This is a genomic window from Nitrospiraceae bacterium (assembly GCA_020632595.1).
In the GTDB taxonomy this organism is placed as follows: Bacteria; Nitrospirota; Nitrospiria; order Nitrospirales; family UBA8639; genus Nitrospira_E.
The window spans coordinates 82,292-97,594 of record JACKFF010000007.1 but is presented as its reverse complement, the minus strand read 5'-3'; the positions used below and the strand labels follow the sequence as shown (position 1 = coordinate 97,594).

General features: G+C 48.7%; 19 protein-coding genes. 7 read left to right on the top strand and 12 right to left on the bottom strand.

Annotated features, from left to right (window positions below; all coding sequences use genetic code 11):
- Positions 1 to 68: 68 nt before the first annotated feature.
- The 12 genes from H6750_13720 to H6750_13665 form a co-directional block, all read right to left on the bottom strand.
- Complete coding sequence (locus H6750_13720; protein ID MCB9775364.1) at positions 69 to 449, bottom strand: response regulator; 381 nt, start codon at positions 447 to 449, stop codon at positions 69 to 71.
- A gap of 158 nt (positions 450 to 607) precedes the next feature.
- Entirely contained in the window at positions 608 to 772 is a 165-nt protein-coding gene (locus H6750_13715; GenBank protein MCB9775363.1) for a DUF1328 domain-containing protein, read from the bottom strand.
- 122 nt (positions 773 to 894) lie between these two features.
- The gene (locus H6750_13710) at positions 895 to 1,287 is read right to left on the bottom strand and encodes a hypothetical protein (GenBank protein MCB9775362.1); all 393 of its coding nucleotides are present in this window, start codon (positions 1,285 to 1,287) and stop codon (positions 895 to 897) included.
- Positions 1,288 to 1,303: 16 nt separating this feature from the next.
- Positions 1,304 to 1,504 carry a hypothetical protein gene (locus H6750_13705; protein MCB9775361.1) on the bottom strand — a complete coding sequence of 67 codons (201 nt, stop codon included), beginning with the start codon at positions 1,502 to 1,504 and terminating at the stop codon, positions 1,304 to 1,306.
- Between the two features lie 201 nt (positions 1,505 to 1,705).
- Positions 1,706 to 1,888 (bottom strand): hypothetical protein, encoded by a 183-nt coding sequence (locus tag H6750_13700; GenBank protein MCB9775360.1) that lies wholly within the window; start codon positions 1,886 to 1,888, stop codon positions 1,706 to 1,708.
- 44 nt (positions 1,889 to 1,932) lie between these two features.
- Positions 1,933 to 2,508: a hypothetical protein gene (locus H6750_13695; protein MCB9775359.1), complete on the bottom strand. Its 576-nt coding sequence runs from the start codon at positions 2,506 to 2,508 to the stop codon at positions 1,933 to 1,935.
- 37 nt (positions 2,509 to 2,545) lie between these two features.
- A complete protein-coding gene (locus H6750_13690) occupies positions 2,546 to 3,313 on the bottom strand; it encodes a PRC-barrel domain containing protein (protein MCB9775358.1) in 768 nt (255 codons plus the stop codon).
- Between the two features lie 192 nt (positions 3,314 to 3,505).
- Entirely contained in the window at positions 3,506 to 4,882 is a 1,377-nt protein-coding gene (locus tag H6750_13685) for a DUF2254 domain-containing protein (GenBank protein ID MCB9775357.1), read from the bottom strand.
- Positions 4,883 to 4,971: 89 nt separating this feature from the next.
- The gene (locus H6750_13680) at positions 4,972 to 6,120 is read right to left on the bottom strand and encodes an AI-2E family transporter (GenBank protein ID MCB9775356.1); all 1,149 of its coding nucleotides are present in this window, start codon (positions 6,118 to 6,120) and stop codon (positions 4,972 to 4,974) included.
- Between the two features lie 151 nt (positions 6,121 to 6,271).
- Positions 6,272 to 6,910: a cyclase family protein gene (locus H6750_13675; protein MCB9775355.1), complete on the bottom strand. Its 639-nt coding sequence runs from the start codon at positions 6,908 to 6,910 to the stop codon at positions 6,272 to 6,274.
- 819 nt (positions 6,911 to 7,729) lie between these two features.
- Positions 7,730 to 8,119 (bottom strand): hypothetical protein, encoded by a 390-nt coding sequence (locus tag H6750_13670; GenBank protein MCB9775354.1) that lies wholly within the window; start codon positions 8,117 to 8,119, stop codon positions 7,730 to 7,732.
- An 84-nt stretch (positions 8,120 to 8,203) separates the two neighbouring features.
- Entirely contained in the window at positions 8,204 to 8,611 is a 408-nt protein-coding gene (locus tag H6750_13665) for a response regulator (GenBank protein MCB9775353.1), read from the bottom strand.
- A 286-nt stretch (positions 8,612 to 8,897) separates the two neighbouring features.
- On the opposite strand from H6750_13665, the gene H6750_13660 reads away from it, so the two are divergent.
- The 7 genes from H6750_13660 (at position 8,898) to H6750_13630 (ending at position 15,276) form a co-directional block, all read left to right on the top strand.
- The gene (locus H6750_13660) at positions 8,898 to 9,341 is read left to right on the top strand and encodes a PRC-barrel domain-containing protein (protein MCB9775352.1); all 444 of its coding nucleotides are present in this window, start codon (positions 8,898 to 8,900) and stop codon (positions 9,339 to 9,341) included.
- A gap of 85 nt (positions 9,342 to 9,426) precedes the next feature.
- Positions 9,427 to 9,945 (top strand): cytochrome c3 family protein, encoded by a 519-nt coding sequence (locus tag H6750_13655; GenBank protein ID MCB9775351.1) that lies wholly within the window; start codon positions 9,427 to 9,429, stop codon positions 9,943 to 9,945.
- 12 nt (positions 9,946 to 9,957) lie between these two features.
- Positions 9,958 to 12,153, top strand: a complete 2,196-nt coding sequence (locus H6750_13650) for a molybdopterin-dependent oxidoreductase (GenBank protein ID MCB9775350.1) — start codon at positions 9,958 to 9,960, stop codon at positions 12,151 to 12,153.
- Positions 12,153 to 12,890: a 4Fe-4S dicluster domain-containing protein gene (locus H6750_13645; protein MCB9775349.1), complete on the top strand. Its 738-nt coding sequence runs from the start codon at positions 12,153 to 12,155 to the stop codon at positions 12,888 to 12,890. Before H6750_13650 ends, H6750_13645 begins: the two co-directional genes overlap by 1 nt.
- Entirely contained in the window at positions 12,887 to 14,215 is a 1,329-nt protein-coding gene (gene nrfD / locus H6750_13640) for a polysulfide reductase NrfD (protein ID MCB9775348.1), read from the top strand. Before H6750_13645 ends, nrfD begins: the two co-directional genes overlap by 4 nt.
- Complete coding sequence (locus H6750_13635) at positions 14,199 to 14,747, top strand: DUF3341 domain-containing protein (GenBank protein ID MCB9775347.1); 549 nt, start codon at positions 14,199 to 14,201, stop codon at positions 14,745 to 14,747. The genes nrfD and H6750_13635 overlap by 17 nt, the downstream gene beginning before the upstream one ends.
- Positions 14,748 to 14,760: 13 nt before the next feature.
- Positions 14,761 to 15,276, top strand: a complete 516-nt coding sequence (locus tag H6750_13630; GenBank protein ID MCB9775346.1) for a cytochrome c — start codon at positions 14,761 to 14,763, stop codon at positions 15,274 to 15,276.
- The last annotated feature ends 27 nt before the right edge of the window (positions 15,277 to 15,303 follow it).

Below are 15,303 nucleotides of genomic sequence, written 5' to 3'. Positions count from 1 at the left end.
CCGTAAACCGGTCTTCTCAATCCTTTCCATGTTGACAGAACTATCCACCGCCATGCTCATATGGGTTTTCAGGATATTTCCTCACGAAACATCACTCGGATAATGCTTTCCAGTTGATCGATAAAAGGGCCAATTGGATCGGTTGGAGTTTTCCTCATGACTTGATCGACCTTGTGATGATGCATGTTAACCATTAATGGGCGATTGGAGGGTCCACTGATCACGATAATTTTTCCGCCAAAACCTGTGGCACGCAGACCTTTCAAGAGGGTTACCCCATTGGGATCGGCAATGGACATGTCCAGGACGATGACTTCCGGGGCATGTTTTGCCACCAGTGCATGCACATCCTGCCGATGTTCCGGTGTAGAACATGCATAATCCTTTTCTTGAAAGTGAAGCACTATCGCGCTGCGAAGGGCCTCATCAGGGGTAATGACCATAATCATGATTGAAACCAAATGAGTTTCCCCGGCCAGTGCTTCATGTTTTCTCTTGTAGAACTTTTTCAGCTAAATTCAACCGTTTTGCAGTCGCCAAACCTCCATCACCCCAATAGTGAGACGCTTCTAATTCATGACGGGTTTGGTTTCCTTCAATCCTCCCGTTAGGCCGGAGGTCTTTTTCCGGTAATAAAACTCAAGGCAAAAATTATCAAAAATACGACAAATAACACCCAGGCAATGTTGGTCGCTGTACCTGCCACACCCGTTAAGCCGACCACTCCTGCAATGAGAGCAATAACTAGAAATGTAATGGCCCAACTTAACATAGGTAATTCTCCTTTGTTTCCTACCAGTAGGGTAGGAATGGTTTGTTCATCGGGAATGACTTATTTGCCATATTGATGGAATGTGCATCCCCCTTTTCAACATTCAGATTCATAGGTATTGATTAATGCTTTGTTCCCTCCATTTGAATCGGTCGAAAATTCACCACCTTATTTTGAGCGTTAACCTCGATCTGAACCATGTCTCCAATTTTGAAATTTTCTTTCTTCTTGGAATTACTCAAATTCAGATACCGGGGAGCTAACTCTCCTGCCTCTCCCGCATCGACCCGTATCGTATTTTCGTTCACTTCCTCAACCACTCCTTCAATGAGTCGATGACCTTTGTCTAATTGATGATCTTTCTGTATTTGAGTGGTTGCCGATCGGTCGTGTTCGGCAGTATGACCGGTGAGATCGCTACCAACAGCAAATCCCGGAACTCCCATTAGAACAGCAAATATTGTGATAATTTTTAACTTCAGGTACCAATTCTCCTCGTGTTTGGGGATAGTCATGTTCGCCTCCTTCACATTAAAATTTCCCGCTCAACCCCAAAGAAACAACCTTCGTATTCTGGGCATTCGTGCTGCTAACCTCCGTGCCCACATCCGGAATGTCCGCACTGACATTTTCCGCCCTTTGAAGGTTGGGAAGACGAGCAATTTTCCGAGCAAAACTCCTTCCCTGGCGGGGCTTCACATGAACAGGAAGGGTGAGCACATTTTTTGGCATTGGCAGTGGTCATCATTTCTCCTTTCCGTCAGGGTAAGATGAAAATTCTGGAATTCAATGACATAATCACTCCCCCGCAAACATTACCTCAATTCATAATTCAGTGTTGCCTTTTCAACCCATTTCATACAATGGACAAAATTTCTTTCAAATAAGGAAAAATGGAGAAACAACAATGCCTTCGTCAGGATTTGGAGATTTCTAATTGGCCGAATCCTGTATATTTTCTCCGGCCTGTTCCATCTTTTCTCCGGCTTTCTCCATTGATTCATCTACCTTTTCGCCTGCTCGTTCAGCAGGGCCTTCTTGTTCACAACCCAGGGCAAGAAACAGAGACCCGGCAAAACATGCGAACAGCAAAATTCTTTTGACATAGGATTCCATGTATTTCCTTTCTTCATGATGGCATGATATTGAGTGTTTGGACATTAGGAAGGTGGATATTCTTTATTCTGCAAGGCCTTCTTTACGACCTGCCCAGCTTTCTGTGTCACATCTTCGGCCGTCGCTCCAACTGCCGTTTTCACAGATTCCACCATTTTTTCACGAGAAGGTCCCACCCATACGTCTTCTTTTCGACTCACGGGTATCGCCGCTGCGACGGCTACGCCGAGTGCGACCATGCCTGCTCCGACAGCGAGAGGATGGGCATCCAAAAGCCGGCTGAATTCTCCTCGTGCAACCATCCTTTTTTCTGCAATATATGCCTTGACATTGTCCATTTTTTGCTCGGTCCCTTTCTTCCACTCGTAGGCCTGTTGCCTCGCCTGAACCTTCCACTCTGTCAATTGGCCCTCAACCGTATCCGTCGCCTTTTCCAATTGCTCTTTGACTTGTTCTTTTATCGGAGTATGGCCATTTTCCTGCTTGCACCAAGGAGAAGATTCACTTCCCTCGGACCGTAGTGACGTGAGAGAACCTTGCGAAGAATTTTTACATAACCAGTATAAACCCACTCCAACAAGAGCGGTGGGAATAGGAATGTTCATAATAATATTTCGCATTGACTGATCCATTTTTTTAAAGTGCGGCAAGTTTCATTCATTCCCAATCGTGAGGTTTTCCGTAAAAATCATACATCCGCACTTCATATTCTCTATTGATGGGCTTGTTTGGATCATACTCAGGACTCCTTTCAATGGTTTCCCGATTCATGGATACGTCAACCGTGTGATTGCTCCAATCAATAGAATTCACCCACCGGGGGGCCATGAGAACTTTCTTCCCCGGCAACCAATTATGGGTATCGATTACCAGGTATCGGATGTCCCATGAAATATCCTCTACGATAAAATCGTCAACATGGCCGATCTCTCCATCCATGGCGCCGATGTAATATCCCTGAACCTCAGCGGCAGACCGCAGATATGGATTTCCATCCAATGTCCCGGAGGAATGCCTTTCCTTTCTGAACGATGGTTCGATGGCTTCTCCGCCAGGCACACTCATCGGAGTGAGGCCGGCAGGCTGGAGAAAAACATCATCGTCCCAATAATCTCTCCAATTGAAAAACATGCGTAATTCCTTTTCTTTTTGAAGCGAAAATGGCAAGTCGGTTTCTACTCCCGGGCTGTCTTCGATTTCTGCGGAGGTCAGGGTCACGAGAAAAACCTTATTTTCCCAATCGGACCGTTCAAGGGCTTCCTGACCGATAAGCACATTTCTACCCGGGAGCCAATTCCCTGTATCTGCCACGAGATATCGGATTTTCCATAACCGGTCGTCAAAATAGAAATCATCGACACTTCCAAGATCCTTATCGATCGCTCGCAGTCGATAACCTCGCATTTCCAATAACGTTTTCAACATAATGTTCCTTTTATGGGTATGAAATGAGAGGGGGGCTCATTTCTTATCTTAAGAACAGTGCATTTCATTCGTTCATTAACTACTTTCTAGAGTTTCATAGCAATATACAAAACTTTTTCCGGCCAACTGGAAAAGTCGAAAAAGGACCAATATCCGGGGCACAAGCACAGGGGGAGGAGATAGGAAATAGAATTAGCGAAGGAGATTCAACATTTTGTCCATCAAAAGAAAACTCCGGGTGACTCTCTTATGTAACAAAGCCATGACCTGGCGGCATCGATCCTCCACGACCTCTAAATCTATTTTTTGCTGGATGGATTCCCGGCTCGCTCTTTGGACCATTTCGACATGACGAAGGATTGCCTCACGATCCTCATGTCGGACCACATCTTCTGCCATACGTCCCAGGCCGTCCAACAGAGAGATGACCACTGCCACATTACCTTTTCCGTGTTGTCGGATTTGATGAAACGCCGCATTCACCACCCCTTCAAACGTCACAGCCGGAGCAATGACCCGAAGGACCCCATCCCGGTCGTACCGGAAAGGGGAAGGAATTTTTCGTTGGCAAAGCTGGCATAAAATTGCGCTAAGATGATCAATACAGTTTATGCACGTAAAGGGGTCATTTATTCCAGGCGAAAGTGCCCTCACGGCCACTTCCACGAGCTGAAGCACGGAAAACTCAATATCCTGTTCCTGGGTGCGGTTAGTTCCACAGATCATTTGCATATTGATATGTTGAGACACGACATCTGTCATTGGCCCAAGTGCCACTACTTTGGCTAACGATGCTCCCTTTGTGATAAAATGCCCCGGTCGATAATGAAGAAATATCACTAAATTCTGTTCACGGGCGATCTTCATAAGGCCATCATTTTCAATTGCCTGCAGGTAACCCCCAACTTCGGCCTTTATTACCATCCCCTCTTTTTCAATTCTGGCCATGAGATGCGGAATAATGTTTTTGTTCGCCTCATTCCCCTCCGGCATTCCTAAACGCTCTGGGAAAAGCCTTGTCAGGTCCTCTTCCAATTCCCCATAGACCGCAGCGATCAAATTCGGCGCCTGAATGGAAATAGCAATATGATGCATGAAATAAATCAATACCCCTAGGCTACACACAGCCAAAATGAGGCCCATCAAGGTTCCCCAATATGGGGTATACCCATTGGGATCCATATGGATGGTTCGTAAGACAAGCAGGCAATACAGAAACGTCGCCACAAACGTTCCCAACACAATTTGATTACCTCGGTCCCTCAAAAAGTTTCCAAGCAACCGGGGACCGAATTGGGCCGAAGCCAGAGTGAGAGCCACAATAGTGATGGAAAACACCACACCGGCAATGGTAATCATGGAACCGGCAATGGTCGAAAGCAGAGTCATCGCTCCTTCCGGCCCCATATTGCTGAGCCACCAAAGAGCGTCAAATTTCTCGGGAGAAAAAAACTCGTCCAAATACGGAACGGCCAACGAGAGAAAAATGGCGGCAATGGTCATACACGTGGGTATGAGCCAAAGACTCGATCGAAGTTTAGTCAGCCAATTTACAACCCAAGCCGGCATGGGTCACTCTTTCTTGAGGGATAATGAGCATTCATCATCCCGACAGGTTATTTCGAGCAGAAGGGAAATGTGCTCCTGCCATTGTAAACTCAGCGACTTAAAAATTCTCCAATTGTATTGAGCGGTTCAATTTGATCGCAAATAATTTTAAAGGATGCCACAAAAGGGACAGCCAGGAGCGCCCCGACGGCTCCCCATAACCAGCCCCAGAACAGGACACTCACCAAAATTATCACGGGGTTTAATGTCAGTTTTCGTCCCAATAAATGGGGTGTGATAAAATTTCCTTCAATAGCTGTCAGAAATAAATACGTACCGGACACCAGAGCCACGTTGTTCATATGTTCAAATGTGATGGTCGCTGCCAGCGTCACCGCGCCTAAACCGATAATGCTTCCCACGTAGGGGATGAAATTCAAAATACCCGCCATGGCGCCCCATAAATACGGGTTAGGCATGCCGAGGAGATACATGGCAAAACTGGTCGCCAACGCAAGACCGACATTCACACTGGTCACCGTGACAAGGTAACTGGAGATATTTCCCTCTATTCCACGGACAATTTCCACTGCTCGTCGTTTATCCGAAAACCGTGGAAGAACTTTCACGAGTTTTTCCAGAAATAAATCGCCTGAAGCAAGAAAAAAATACAGTAAAATCATGGTTGAGACCAATCCCAGAATAAATTCCGTGGTCCAATCGATCAAGAGACCTCCCAAACTGTTCGTTTTCACTTCAATTTTTGAGGCTTTCCGGGATTCCGAAAGACTCGCCATATGTTCCAGTGCTTGGGTCGCTTTCCCCATTTCCAGAACCGAAGTTTTGATGGTCCGAACTTTACGTTCTACCTGTTGTAAGGCTTCCGGGGCACGGTCCAGCCAGAGAGAAGCGGGAGTCGACAACTGCATAATTCCAAACGTAAGGGTGCTGATTAAAACGAGAAGGATCCCCCCAGCTGCTAGGGGCGCGGGAATATAAAATTTTTCAACTCCCCGCACAAGAGGAGCTAATAAGAGATTCAGGAATAAAGCCACAAACACAGGAAGCATGATGGCTTTGGCCACATACATCACCATGAGTGAGGCATACAGAAACAGTCCCGTGAGCGCAATGGACCGGATATTGATCGGTCCCTGAAATAATTGGGATAGATGGCCGGCTTCAAATGTGGATGACAGAGATGGAGAGGAACCCTCATACTCGAATTGGGAGGTTTCCTTCTGGTAGATGTCAGGCATCGGATGGAGCCAAGTTCGGCAGAAGAGGTCGGGGCACCGAACTTAAGTCTGTGTCGCAGGAAACATCAAAAATCCTTCGGCTCCTTTCGTTCTTCAAGATTGGATAACCATTCATCAGCATGGGCCACCTATGAAATTTTTTCTCTCACCATTACCGGACCGGTTGGAGAATGGCCCTGGCTGGAGCACCATCTCCATTTGGAATTTTTAAGGGTAAACAGATGAGCATATACTCACCCGCTTTAACTCGAGAGAATTCGAGTCCCTCAATAATGACAATACCGGCTTGAATAAGTATGCGAGCAATTTCTTTTCCGCATTCGTGTTTCCCTCCAATAAACAGAGCATCAATTCCCACCGTGCTCACCCGCCGTTCGGCAAGCCATGCCGCAGCAGTTCGGTCAAGAAAGATCGTATCGTCATGGGGGTATTCGGCGCACCAGTCAGAAGCGGAATTTCGTGTTTTTAGAAGAATCCGATCATGCGAATAGATCCGGTGTTTTTTGAGTTCTTCCGCTTTTACAGAATTTCTGTCCTGGATCTCAATCACTTTGGCCAGACCAATGGTTGCGGAAAACTCAGCTTGCTCATTATCTTGGAAAGAATTTCCACATTTCACCGGAGCGCCAATGTGCGTTCCGGCATGAGAACTCATTGATATTTTAGAGACATGAACCATCTCCCCATTTTGCCTGTCCGTCACCGGTTCCATCTGAAATGGTGGATCTTCGGGTCTTTGAACCATTCCCGGATACAGTGGCATGGAAATGTCAATCCAATTAGCGATCATGACCTTCTTCCCATCCCGACTTTCAATCCCTTCTCTTATCCAACTGGGATGTAGACTAATACCAGCCCTGCCCCCTATGCCTCTTTTCAGTACACAGTATGGATGACATGATTGGCAGATTATGATTGCCTTATGTTGTCACTCAATAGACCTTTTCATAAGGCCTTTTTGAGATTTGTCCACAGTCTCTAGCCAAATACACAAATTATACTGCCGACAGTGAAGATCCTACTTGAAGAGAATGGTGCACCGGACATTCCGGACCCAAGAGTAACCTTTCGATGAAAAATTCGGTCGATGAGAAGTACATTCTCCATGCCACTGAATTTGGCTATCATTTATGGATCGGTGAGAACCGAACGGCAAGGGTATCTAGGCCGTTCGATTAATGTTGAACACTGTCATACCCGTGGTCAAACCGCAACATTCATCGACCCTCTTCTTCGCCGTCTCCCGCTATCGGAAAAGTGTATAAGGAATTCAAGCCTGGGGCAGGCTCCTCAAACTCTCCAACGGATGGCTGAGAAGGGATTGAGAGATGACTCAGAGCAATATTGCCGCACGAGCATTTCTAATGATCGACAGTTTTCTGCTTGCGCGTGGCCGAATGGCGGTCTGACCGGGCTTTATCTGATATTTGTTGCAACGGGAATGCTCTGCCACTCGTGATGACAGAGTAGGGTTGTGCCATAATGGCACAAGAAATGAGACTCTCTTTACACTAGCCAAATGATTGAAGGATACACACCCGGTAACATCAGACAAGGATCACTCAAACTCGCTTCCATAAAACAAACCTTTTTAACTTGGTTATGGGTTTTATCCCATAAGCGGAGGATCTTCCCGATCTTCTCCAGTCAGAACTTCGGCTTCTGTTGCCTCCAAACTTTCCATTTCACTGACCAATCCCAATAACACCTGTCGTCTTTGCTGCAAAGACTTTTGTAACAGGTCACGGGAGGTCGGTTCTTGGGCAGACTCAGGAAGATTAACCAGGGCTTCCGCTTCTGCCATGGTGGCAAAATTATAGGCAGCCATTTTGGTTTCTCTTCCGTCTACCCGATTCAATATCTCCTCAGTCTCACGATCAAACTGCTCCAACACTTTGGTATTGACCTGGGAGTTACTCAGGTGCTCCAACTTTTTCAATTGTTGTTTCAATTGATCTACCCGGGAAAAGGCAGAAAATGATGCATTGGTATTTGGCATAACAACATACTCCCTTCGATTAAATCCGATTTTCTACCAGGAATAATTTTTCGGACTCAAGTCTTGGATGGAAAATTTTTGGCCTCATGCCCAGGACTCTCCCTGCCTGTTTGCCAGGGAATAACACAAATCCATACTCACATGCTCTTGGGCAATTCGGATAGCGCCCAATATTCGATTGATGGCCAAAGGACGACCGGCCGTTTGTATAGCGCCAAATCTGGAGACCTCAGGAACAAGAGGGGCAGAAGATCCACCTCCTAACACAATCGTTTGGCCTTTATACCCATCAGCTTTGAGATGCTTTAAAGCTTCTATCGTATCAATATGAGGGCAATTACCATCCAGGATGATGATATCAGGAGGAGTTTGCCGGAGATGCGTCCACAAATCTTCAATATGTGAAATTCCCCTCGTACTTTTACCCATTTTTCGCAATCGGCCTGTCACCAATTCTAAAAATTTTTGGTCCTCTGTCACGAAGAAAATCATCTCCGCCTCCTTTCATTTTGACAAAATCAGGGTTCCGCTTTATAGCCAATTTCGATGGACTCCGCCACTATCAAAAACCCTTGAATGTGCCAAATTCGTGGTTCCTTCATTGTTAACCTACGTTTACAGAGGGGTCTTTAGTGGATGCTAGACAAAGTGCTGATGGATCAACATATTTTATCTATTTTAGTGAGTGGAATAGGAATCTACATTGAACAGAGCACCATGCTTCTTAAGTGAATGTTAGTAAAAAAACCTATGAATCCGCCGCACGATGGAGATCTATATGCCGGTATCCTTTTTAATGACTTTTTTCGCTTCCATCTTCATCCTTGAGCCCTGTTCCCAAGCTATGGCTTTTTCCCCTGACCAGGGCTCCTACAAAGCGAGTGAGCTGGTTGGAATATCAGTCAAGAATTTGCAAGGCGAGGATATTGGGCAGATTGAAGAACTGGTCATTGGAAGCAATGGGGAAGTCGGGTATGCCGTTTTATCTTTTGGAGGGTTTTTAGGTATGGGAGATAAGCTCTTTGCTGTCCCCTGGGCCTCGCTTGCCCACCAACCGGATCGCGAGTATTTAACTCTGGATATTCAGCCGAAAAAATTAGAAAAGGCCCCAGGCTTTAATAAAAATGATTGGCCGGACATGAAGGATGAAAAGTGGAAATTCCTCATATGGGAATTCTACTCAACGACGGATCAAATCCCTCAGAATTTCAAGGCCCGGTAAGCCTGTGGGGGGCCATGGGCCGAAACGGACAAGAATGAAGGGATATCAGCCATAGGTCACTTAACATCCTCACATCTGTACAAGAATGAAGTCTGGAAGAATAAAAGGAGTCATCTTGGCGTTATTAGCCGGAAGTTTTGCCATGGGGATCGGTGCACTATATTCCATCGGAAGTGCCGACCTGCCTGTTCAAGATCAGCAACCTTTACGTTTCAGTCATCGACAACATGCGGGAACGTTGAATATCCATTGTCAATTTTGTCATCGGTATGCCACGCAATCTCCAGTGGCCGGGGTGCCTTCCATGGCTGTGTGCCAGACATGTCATGAGTCCCTTTCTGAAACAACACCGGATATGAAAATGCTGCAGGTTTATTGGAAAGAAAAACGGCCGATCCCGTGGGTCAGACTGCAGCGCCTTCCGGATCATGTCTACTTCACGCATGAAATGCATTTGGTCGCGGGCCTGTCCTGCACCTCATGCCATGGACATGTTGCCCGCATGTCGAGCACCCCGAGAGCGCCCACCTATGAAATGGGCTGGTGTTTGACCTGCCATGAACAACGAGGAGCCTCTCACGATTGTTGGACCTGTCACAAGTAAAAGGACACACCAATGGAATTATACCGCCGGACTTTATTTAAGATTCTTGGACTGACCGCAGCCGGGTCATCTCTGCCGGGATGTGAGCGAGAGGTGCATAACCTGGTGCCCTATCTGTTGCCGGACAAGGATATTGTTCCCGGAGTGGCGAATTGGTATGCCTCCACATGTCAGGAATGCGAAGCCGGTTGCGGGACCATGGTTCGCGTCATGGAAGGGCGCGCAAAAAAAATTGAAGGCAATCCCAAACATCCGGTCAATGAGGGAAAACTCTGTGCCCGAGGACAAGCCGCTCTTCAGGGACTGTACAATCCCGACCGCCTTCAAGGCCCTCTGAGGCGTGAAGGCCAAAGAGGTCAAGGCCAATTCCGTCCGATCACCTGGGAAGAAGGCCTAGCAGAATGGGTGGAGCAACTCGGAACGCATACCGGAAAGTCCGCCATGGTTGCCCGTCCAATGTCAGGCACATTAGCCAGCCTGTTGACCACGATGATGGATTCTCTATCCGGTCGTCTCGTGATGTACGAATCCACGGGGGAACAGACTCTCAGAACAGCCAACCATCTCAGCTTTGAAACCCATGCCCTTCCATATTATGACCTGGCAAATGCGGATTATCTCCTGTCATTCGGTGCGCCATTCCTAGAACACTGGCTCTCACCAGTATCCTTTGGTGTGGCCTATGGAAAATTCCGGCAGGGTCGTCCATTGGTTCGAGGTCGTTTCATTCAGGCGGAGCCACGTCTGTCGCTCACCGCGTCGAATGCGGATCAATGGATTCCTCTTAGGCCGGGAACGGAAGGGTTACTGGCGATGGGCATTGGACAGGTTTTATTACGGGATGGCCTGACAGGACTTTCTTCTTTTCACCGGCCATCTTTTCACCAAACCTTTTCTGCTTTCTCATTGGAAGATATTTCGGCCAACACAGAAGTCTCGCAAGAGGTGATTACTCAAGTGGCCCATGAACTGTCATCAGCAAATGCTCCGCTTATTATGGGTGGGGGGGCGGCCACGGCCCAGACCAACGGTACCACAACGCTAATCCTCATTAATGCACTCAACGTGATGATCGGCGCTATTGGGCGACGCGGGGGACTCCAATGGATGGAATCTCAAGACTCGCCGGTGAATCTTGCCCCATCCGAGCTGGCCAGCGAGCGCACGATGATGGACTTGGCGAGGGAATTTGAACAAGGCTCCCGCACGCTGCTTCATCTATATCGCGCCGATCCTCTGTTCACCCTTCCACCGTCCCTGAAGTTTGAGCGGGTGTTTGACCATGCGCAGTTCATCGTGAGTTTCAGCTCCTTCCTGGATGACTCCACTTTGATGGCAGATCTGATTCTGCCGGATCATGACGCGCTGGAATCGTGGGGTGATGTTGTTCAACAGGATACGACCCCCGTACCGGCCTGGAGTGTATCGCAGCCTGTGGTGCGTGCTCTCTATGACACACGGCCCATCGGTGATGTGTGGTTGTACGCCGCTCATCGATTGGGCGGATCGCTCCGTGAACGGGTCCCCTGGAATACTCTTCACGATATGATGAAGAGCCGGTGGCAGACTGTCCTTACGAGACATGATTCGCCACAGTCAGTTGATACCCGCTGGAGAGAGACTTTGCAGAAAGGCGGGTTGTGGCCTTCCAACATGCCCATGCGTCAGATGAACCCGGTCCTACCCTCCGTCACCTATGAACCGCCGCAATTCCTGGGGAACTCCTCCGACTACCCTCTGCATTGTTATCCCTATCCGTCCCTGGGGTTGTATGACGGGCGTGGGGCTAATCGTCCCTGGCTTCAAGAATTGCCGGATCCTTTGACCACCGGCATGTGGGGAAGTTGGATTGAACTCAATCCAACCACCGCTCAGAGGTTAGGAATACATCATGGCGACCGAGTTCGAGTCACGTCGGATTATGGTTCGATCGATGCGTCAGCCATGGTGTTTCCGGGCCTGCATCCCGACATGATTGCCGTTCCCATCGGCCAGGGGCACCGTGCGTACGGACGATATGCCAAGGGGCGCGGAGTGAATCCCATGGTCTTGCTTGGTCCAAGTTTTGATCCGCAATCAGGATCTCTGGCCACAGGGGGGACGCGGGTGCGTGTTGAGCGACTTAAAGGCGGATCGCGGTTGCCGATGTTGGAGCAATCCAGAAAGAACCCTCTTATCGGACGTTTACAGGAAACGGGAGGTTTGTAATGAGTCAAGATCCTCAAGCAACGGAAGAGAATTCAAAAACGGCGGAATTACCCTATAAATGGGAAATGGTCGTCGATCTGGATCGGTGCTCCGGATGTGAAGCCTGTGTGGTGGCGTGTCATGCCGAAAACAATATTCGCATTTCCGGGGAGGAGGAAGCGGCCGAAGGGCGAGCGATCAATTGGATTCGCATTGAGCGATATTGGGAAGGAGACTATCCCGACGTCAAAGCCAAATTCCTTCCGGTCATGTGCCAGCATTGTGACGATGCTCCGTGCGAACCCGTCTGTCCCGTCTATGCTTCATATCACACCCCTGAGGGGTTAAATGCGCAGGTCTATAATCGTTGTATCGGTGTTCGATACTGCGGGAATAATTGTCCCTATGTCGCGCGTCAATTTAATTGGTTCGACCCCAGTTGGGACGAGCCGTTGACGGAGCAGCTGAATCCGGATGTGTCCGTCCGATCCGGTGGGGTGATGGAAAAATGTACGTTTTGCGTGCAACGAATTCGAAGTGGAAAGGAAGCGGCCCATAAAGAAGGCCGCCGGGTCAGGGATGGGGAAATCACACCCGCCTGTGTGCAATCCTGCCCCACATCCGCCCTGACATTTGGTGATCGGAATGATCCCGACAGCCGGGTGTCTCACTTAAAGAAGAGCCGGAGGGGGTTTCATCTGATGGAATCTCTTGGTACGCATCCGGCCGTGACATATTTACGGAGGCTGTCGGAATGACCGACCGGCCAACGGTTTGGAAAGAAATGCCCAGGATCAACCGGGACCTTCTCTCGCCGCTTCAAACGACCACCTGGACCTTTTATCTCTGGGTAGGCGTGCTGTCCTGCTTTGTCGCAGCGGGCGCAGGAGCCTGGACCTACCAAATTCAAACCGGAATCGGACAAACCGATTTGAATCATCCCATTTTCTGGGGATCCTATATTGCCTCGTTCGTCTTCTGGATCGGCGTCAGCCATTCCGGAACGTTTATTTCCGGTGTCTTGCGGTTAACGAATGCGGAATGGCGTCGACCTGTCACGCGAATAGCTGAGCTCATGACGGTTGTGGCCCTTCTCGTCACCGCGTTATTCGTCTTCTACCACCTGGGTCGGGTCTGGCGGTTTTATTACCTGATTCCATACCCCAATCAACGGGAACTCTGGCCGAACTTTCGATCTCCGCTGATGTGGGATGCGACAGCCATTTTTACGTATGCGACGGCAAGCACCATCTATATTTATCTGCCCTTAATTCCCGATTTTGCGCTGGCACGGGATCGAATTCACGGTTGGAGAAAAACCGTGTATCGCTGGTTGGCGATCGGATGGCATGGATCTCAAGCGCAGTGGCGCACATTGGAAATGGCCATACGCATTATCACGCCCTTGATCGTGATGGTCATGATTTCGGTACATTCCATTGTGGGATTTGATTTCGGCATGGCTCTCGTGCCGGCATGGCATTCGACTATTTTCGCTCCCTATTTTGTGGTCGGCGCGGTGCATTCAGGCCTTTCTATGGTGCTGATTGGTCTCTACGTTCTGCGGAAAGTGTATCATTTGCAAAATTATGTTCGAACCGAACATTTTGAGAAACTCGGGAAATTGTTGCTCGTCACGACCCTGGTCCTGGCCTATATGTATTTTGCTGAGCAGTTAACGATCTGGTATGGCAAGGTGCCGGATCATATTGCCGTGCAGAATTCCCTCCTCTACGGAGCCTATGCCGTGCCGTTCTGGTTCATGGTGAGTTGTATTTATATCGTTCCCCTGCTGACGCTGGTATGGCCTCGTTTTCGACAATGGCCGGTTGGACTCATGATGGTGGGGTTGATCATCAATCTCGGGATGTATATCGAGCGCATGCTGATCATTGTCCCTCCCCTCGCCCATCCGAGACTGTCATTTCAGTGGGATGAGTATTTCCCTTCGCTGATCGAACTCGCCATTCTGGTAGGCACGTTGGCCCTGGCTCTCTTGTTGTATTCCCTTGCGGTGAAATTCGTTCCGGTGATTTCAATCTGGGAAGAAAAACTGGGGAAAAAACATGCCCAAGAACACTGAGACCGCAGACAGACAGGTGGTGCTAGGATTATTCGATCCGGCGATTGCTCTCCCTCCTGTGCTTGATCAAATACGAAACCAGGGCATTCCCGATATCCTTATGGAAATTCTCTCCCCTCTTCCACTGGAATCCTCGTTGCTCAATAAACCCGTTCGCATTCCGATCCATCGCCTGACCATTATCGGAGGGATCGTGGGAATTGGAATCGGGATTTTTTTCGCCGCAGGAACCGCGCTTTTGTTTCCTTTAGCGACGGGCGGAAAACCCATTGTGAGTATTCCGGTAGTGGGAATTATCTCCTATGAAACTATGATGCTGATGGCAATTGTCGTGACCTTTTTTGCGGCGGCGATCAAAATTGCCTTCGTGCAACAGTCGGGCCTTCCCAATGATCCGCGCATTGATGAGGGGTCGGTAGGTCTATCAATTCAGGTTGGGAACGACACCGCCAAGGCTCACTCCATTTTCCGCCTGCTTCAAAATGCCGGGGCTTCTGAAGTGGAAATTCGGACCATAACAGGTAACTCATAAGGACCGAGGAAAGATGCTGAACCATTTTGATTGGAACCACTCGTACCGTTTCCTGGGTTGGATCATGTTGGCTGGACTGTTTCTAGGGGGATGCTCGGAAGATATGGAAGAACAACCTTCGTTTTCGTATCAAGAAGCTCCCCGGGTACATTCGCCGCCGGAAAGCTCTCCGAATATGATGCCATTTTCCCTTGCGACATCTCCCCTGAAACAGACAAAAAATCCGACCGATGTCGCACGGCTCTTTGCAATTAATTGCGCCCATTGTCATGGACAACAGGGAATGGGCGACGGACCCGTGGCCGGGTATTTGCCGGACATGCCTCCCAATCTTCATGCTTCGGCGGTGCAACAGAAACCTGATGAAGTGCTGTATACCATTGTGACCCATGGAGAAAACGTGATGCCGGCGTTTGAACCATTTCTCTCTCAGGAAGAGAGATGGGGCTTGGTGACATTTCTTCGGACTTTTGGGGATCATGCGCTATCCTCCGGTCCCTTGATGCAGGAACCGAATCCGGCGAGCTAATTAAGGCGTCCTGGTAAATGTGGTGAA

What these genes read in the sequence shown, in the direction of transcription:
- H6750_13665 (MCB9775353.1), bottom strand. Translation starts at nt 8,611, where the DNA reads ATGATTTTCTTCGTGACAGAGGACCAAAAATTTTTAGAATTGGTGACA.
- H6750_13720 (MCB9775364.1), bottom strand. Translation starts at nt 449, where the DNA reads ATGATTATGGTCATTACCCCTGATGAGGCCCTTCGCAGCGCGATAGTG.
- H6750_13670 (MCB9775354.1), bottom strand. Translation starts at nt 8,119, where the DNA reads ATGCCAAATACCAATGCATCATTTTCTGCCTTTTCCCGGGTAGATCAA.
- H6750_13630 (MCB9775346.1), top strand. Translation starts at nt 14,761, where the DNA reads ATGCTGAACCATTTTGATTGGAACCACTCGTACCGTTTCCTGGGTTGG.
- H6750_13690 (MCB9775358.1), bottom strand. Translation starts at nt 3,313, where the DNA reads ATGTTGAAAACGTTATTGGAAATGCGAGGTTATCGACTGCGAGCGATC.
- H6750_13650 (MCB9775350.1), top strand. Translation starts at nt 9,958, where the DNA reads ATGGAATTATACCGCCGGACTTTATTTAAGATTCTTGGACTGACCGCA.
- H6750_13660 (MCB9775352.1), top strand. Translation starts at nt 8,898, where the DNA reads ATGCCGGTATCCTTTTTAATGACTTTTTTCGCTTCCATCTTCATCCTT.
- H6750_13635 (MCB9775347.1), top strand. Translation starts at nt 14,199, where the DNA reads ATGCCCAAGAACACTGAGACCGCAGACAGACAGGTGGTGCTAGGATTA.
- H6750_13700 (MCB9775360.1), bottom strand. Translation starts at nt 1,888, where the DNA reads ATGGAATCCTATGTCAAAAGAATTTTGCTGTTCGCATGTTTTGCCGGG.
- H6750_13655 (MCB9775351.1), top strand. Translation starts at nt 9,427, where the DNA reads ATGAAGTCTGGAAGAATAAAAGGAGTCATCTTGGCGTTATTAGCCGGA.
- H6750_13705 (MCB9775361.1), bottom strand. Translation starts at nt 1,504, where the DNA reads ATGCCAAAAAATGTGCTCACCCTTCCTGTTCATGTGAAGCCCCGCCAG.
- H6750_13685 (MCB9775357.1), bottom strand. Translation starts at nt 4,882, where the DNA reads ATGCCGGCTTGGGTTGTAAATTGGCTGACTAAACTTCGATCGAGTCTT.
- H6750_13710 (MCB9775362.1), bottom strand. Translation starts at nt 1,287, where the DNA reads ATGACTATCCCCAAACACGAGGAGAATTGGTACCTGAAGTTAAAAATT.
- H6750_13645 (MCB9775349.1), top strand. Translation starts at nt 12,153, where the DNA reads ATGAGTCAAGATCCTCAAGCAACGGAAGAGAATTCAAAAACGGCGGAA.
- H6750_13675 (MCB9775355.1), bottom strand. Translation starts at nt 6,910, where the DNA reads ATGATCGCTAATTGGATTGACATTTCCATGCCACTGTATCCGGGAATG.
- H6750_13695 (MCB9775359.1), bottom strand. Translation starts at nt 2,508, where the DNA reads ATGCGAAATATTATTATGAACATTCCTATTCCCACCGCTCTTGTTGGA.
- H6750_13680 (MCB9775356.1), bottom strand. Translation starts at nt 6,120, where the DNA reads ATGCCTGACATCTACCAGAAGGAAACCTCCCAATTCGAGTATGAGGGT.
- H6750_13715 (MCB9775363.1), bottom strand. Translation starts at nt 772, where the DNA reads ATGTTAAGTTGGGCCATTACATTTCTAGTTATTGCTCTCATTGCAGGA.
- nrfD (MCB9775348.1), top strand. Translation starts at nt 12,887, where the DNA reads ATGACCGACCGGCCAACGGTTTGGAAAGAAATGCCCAGGATCAACCGG.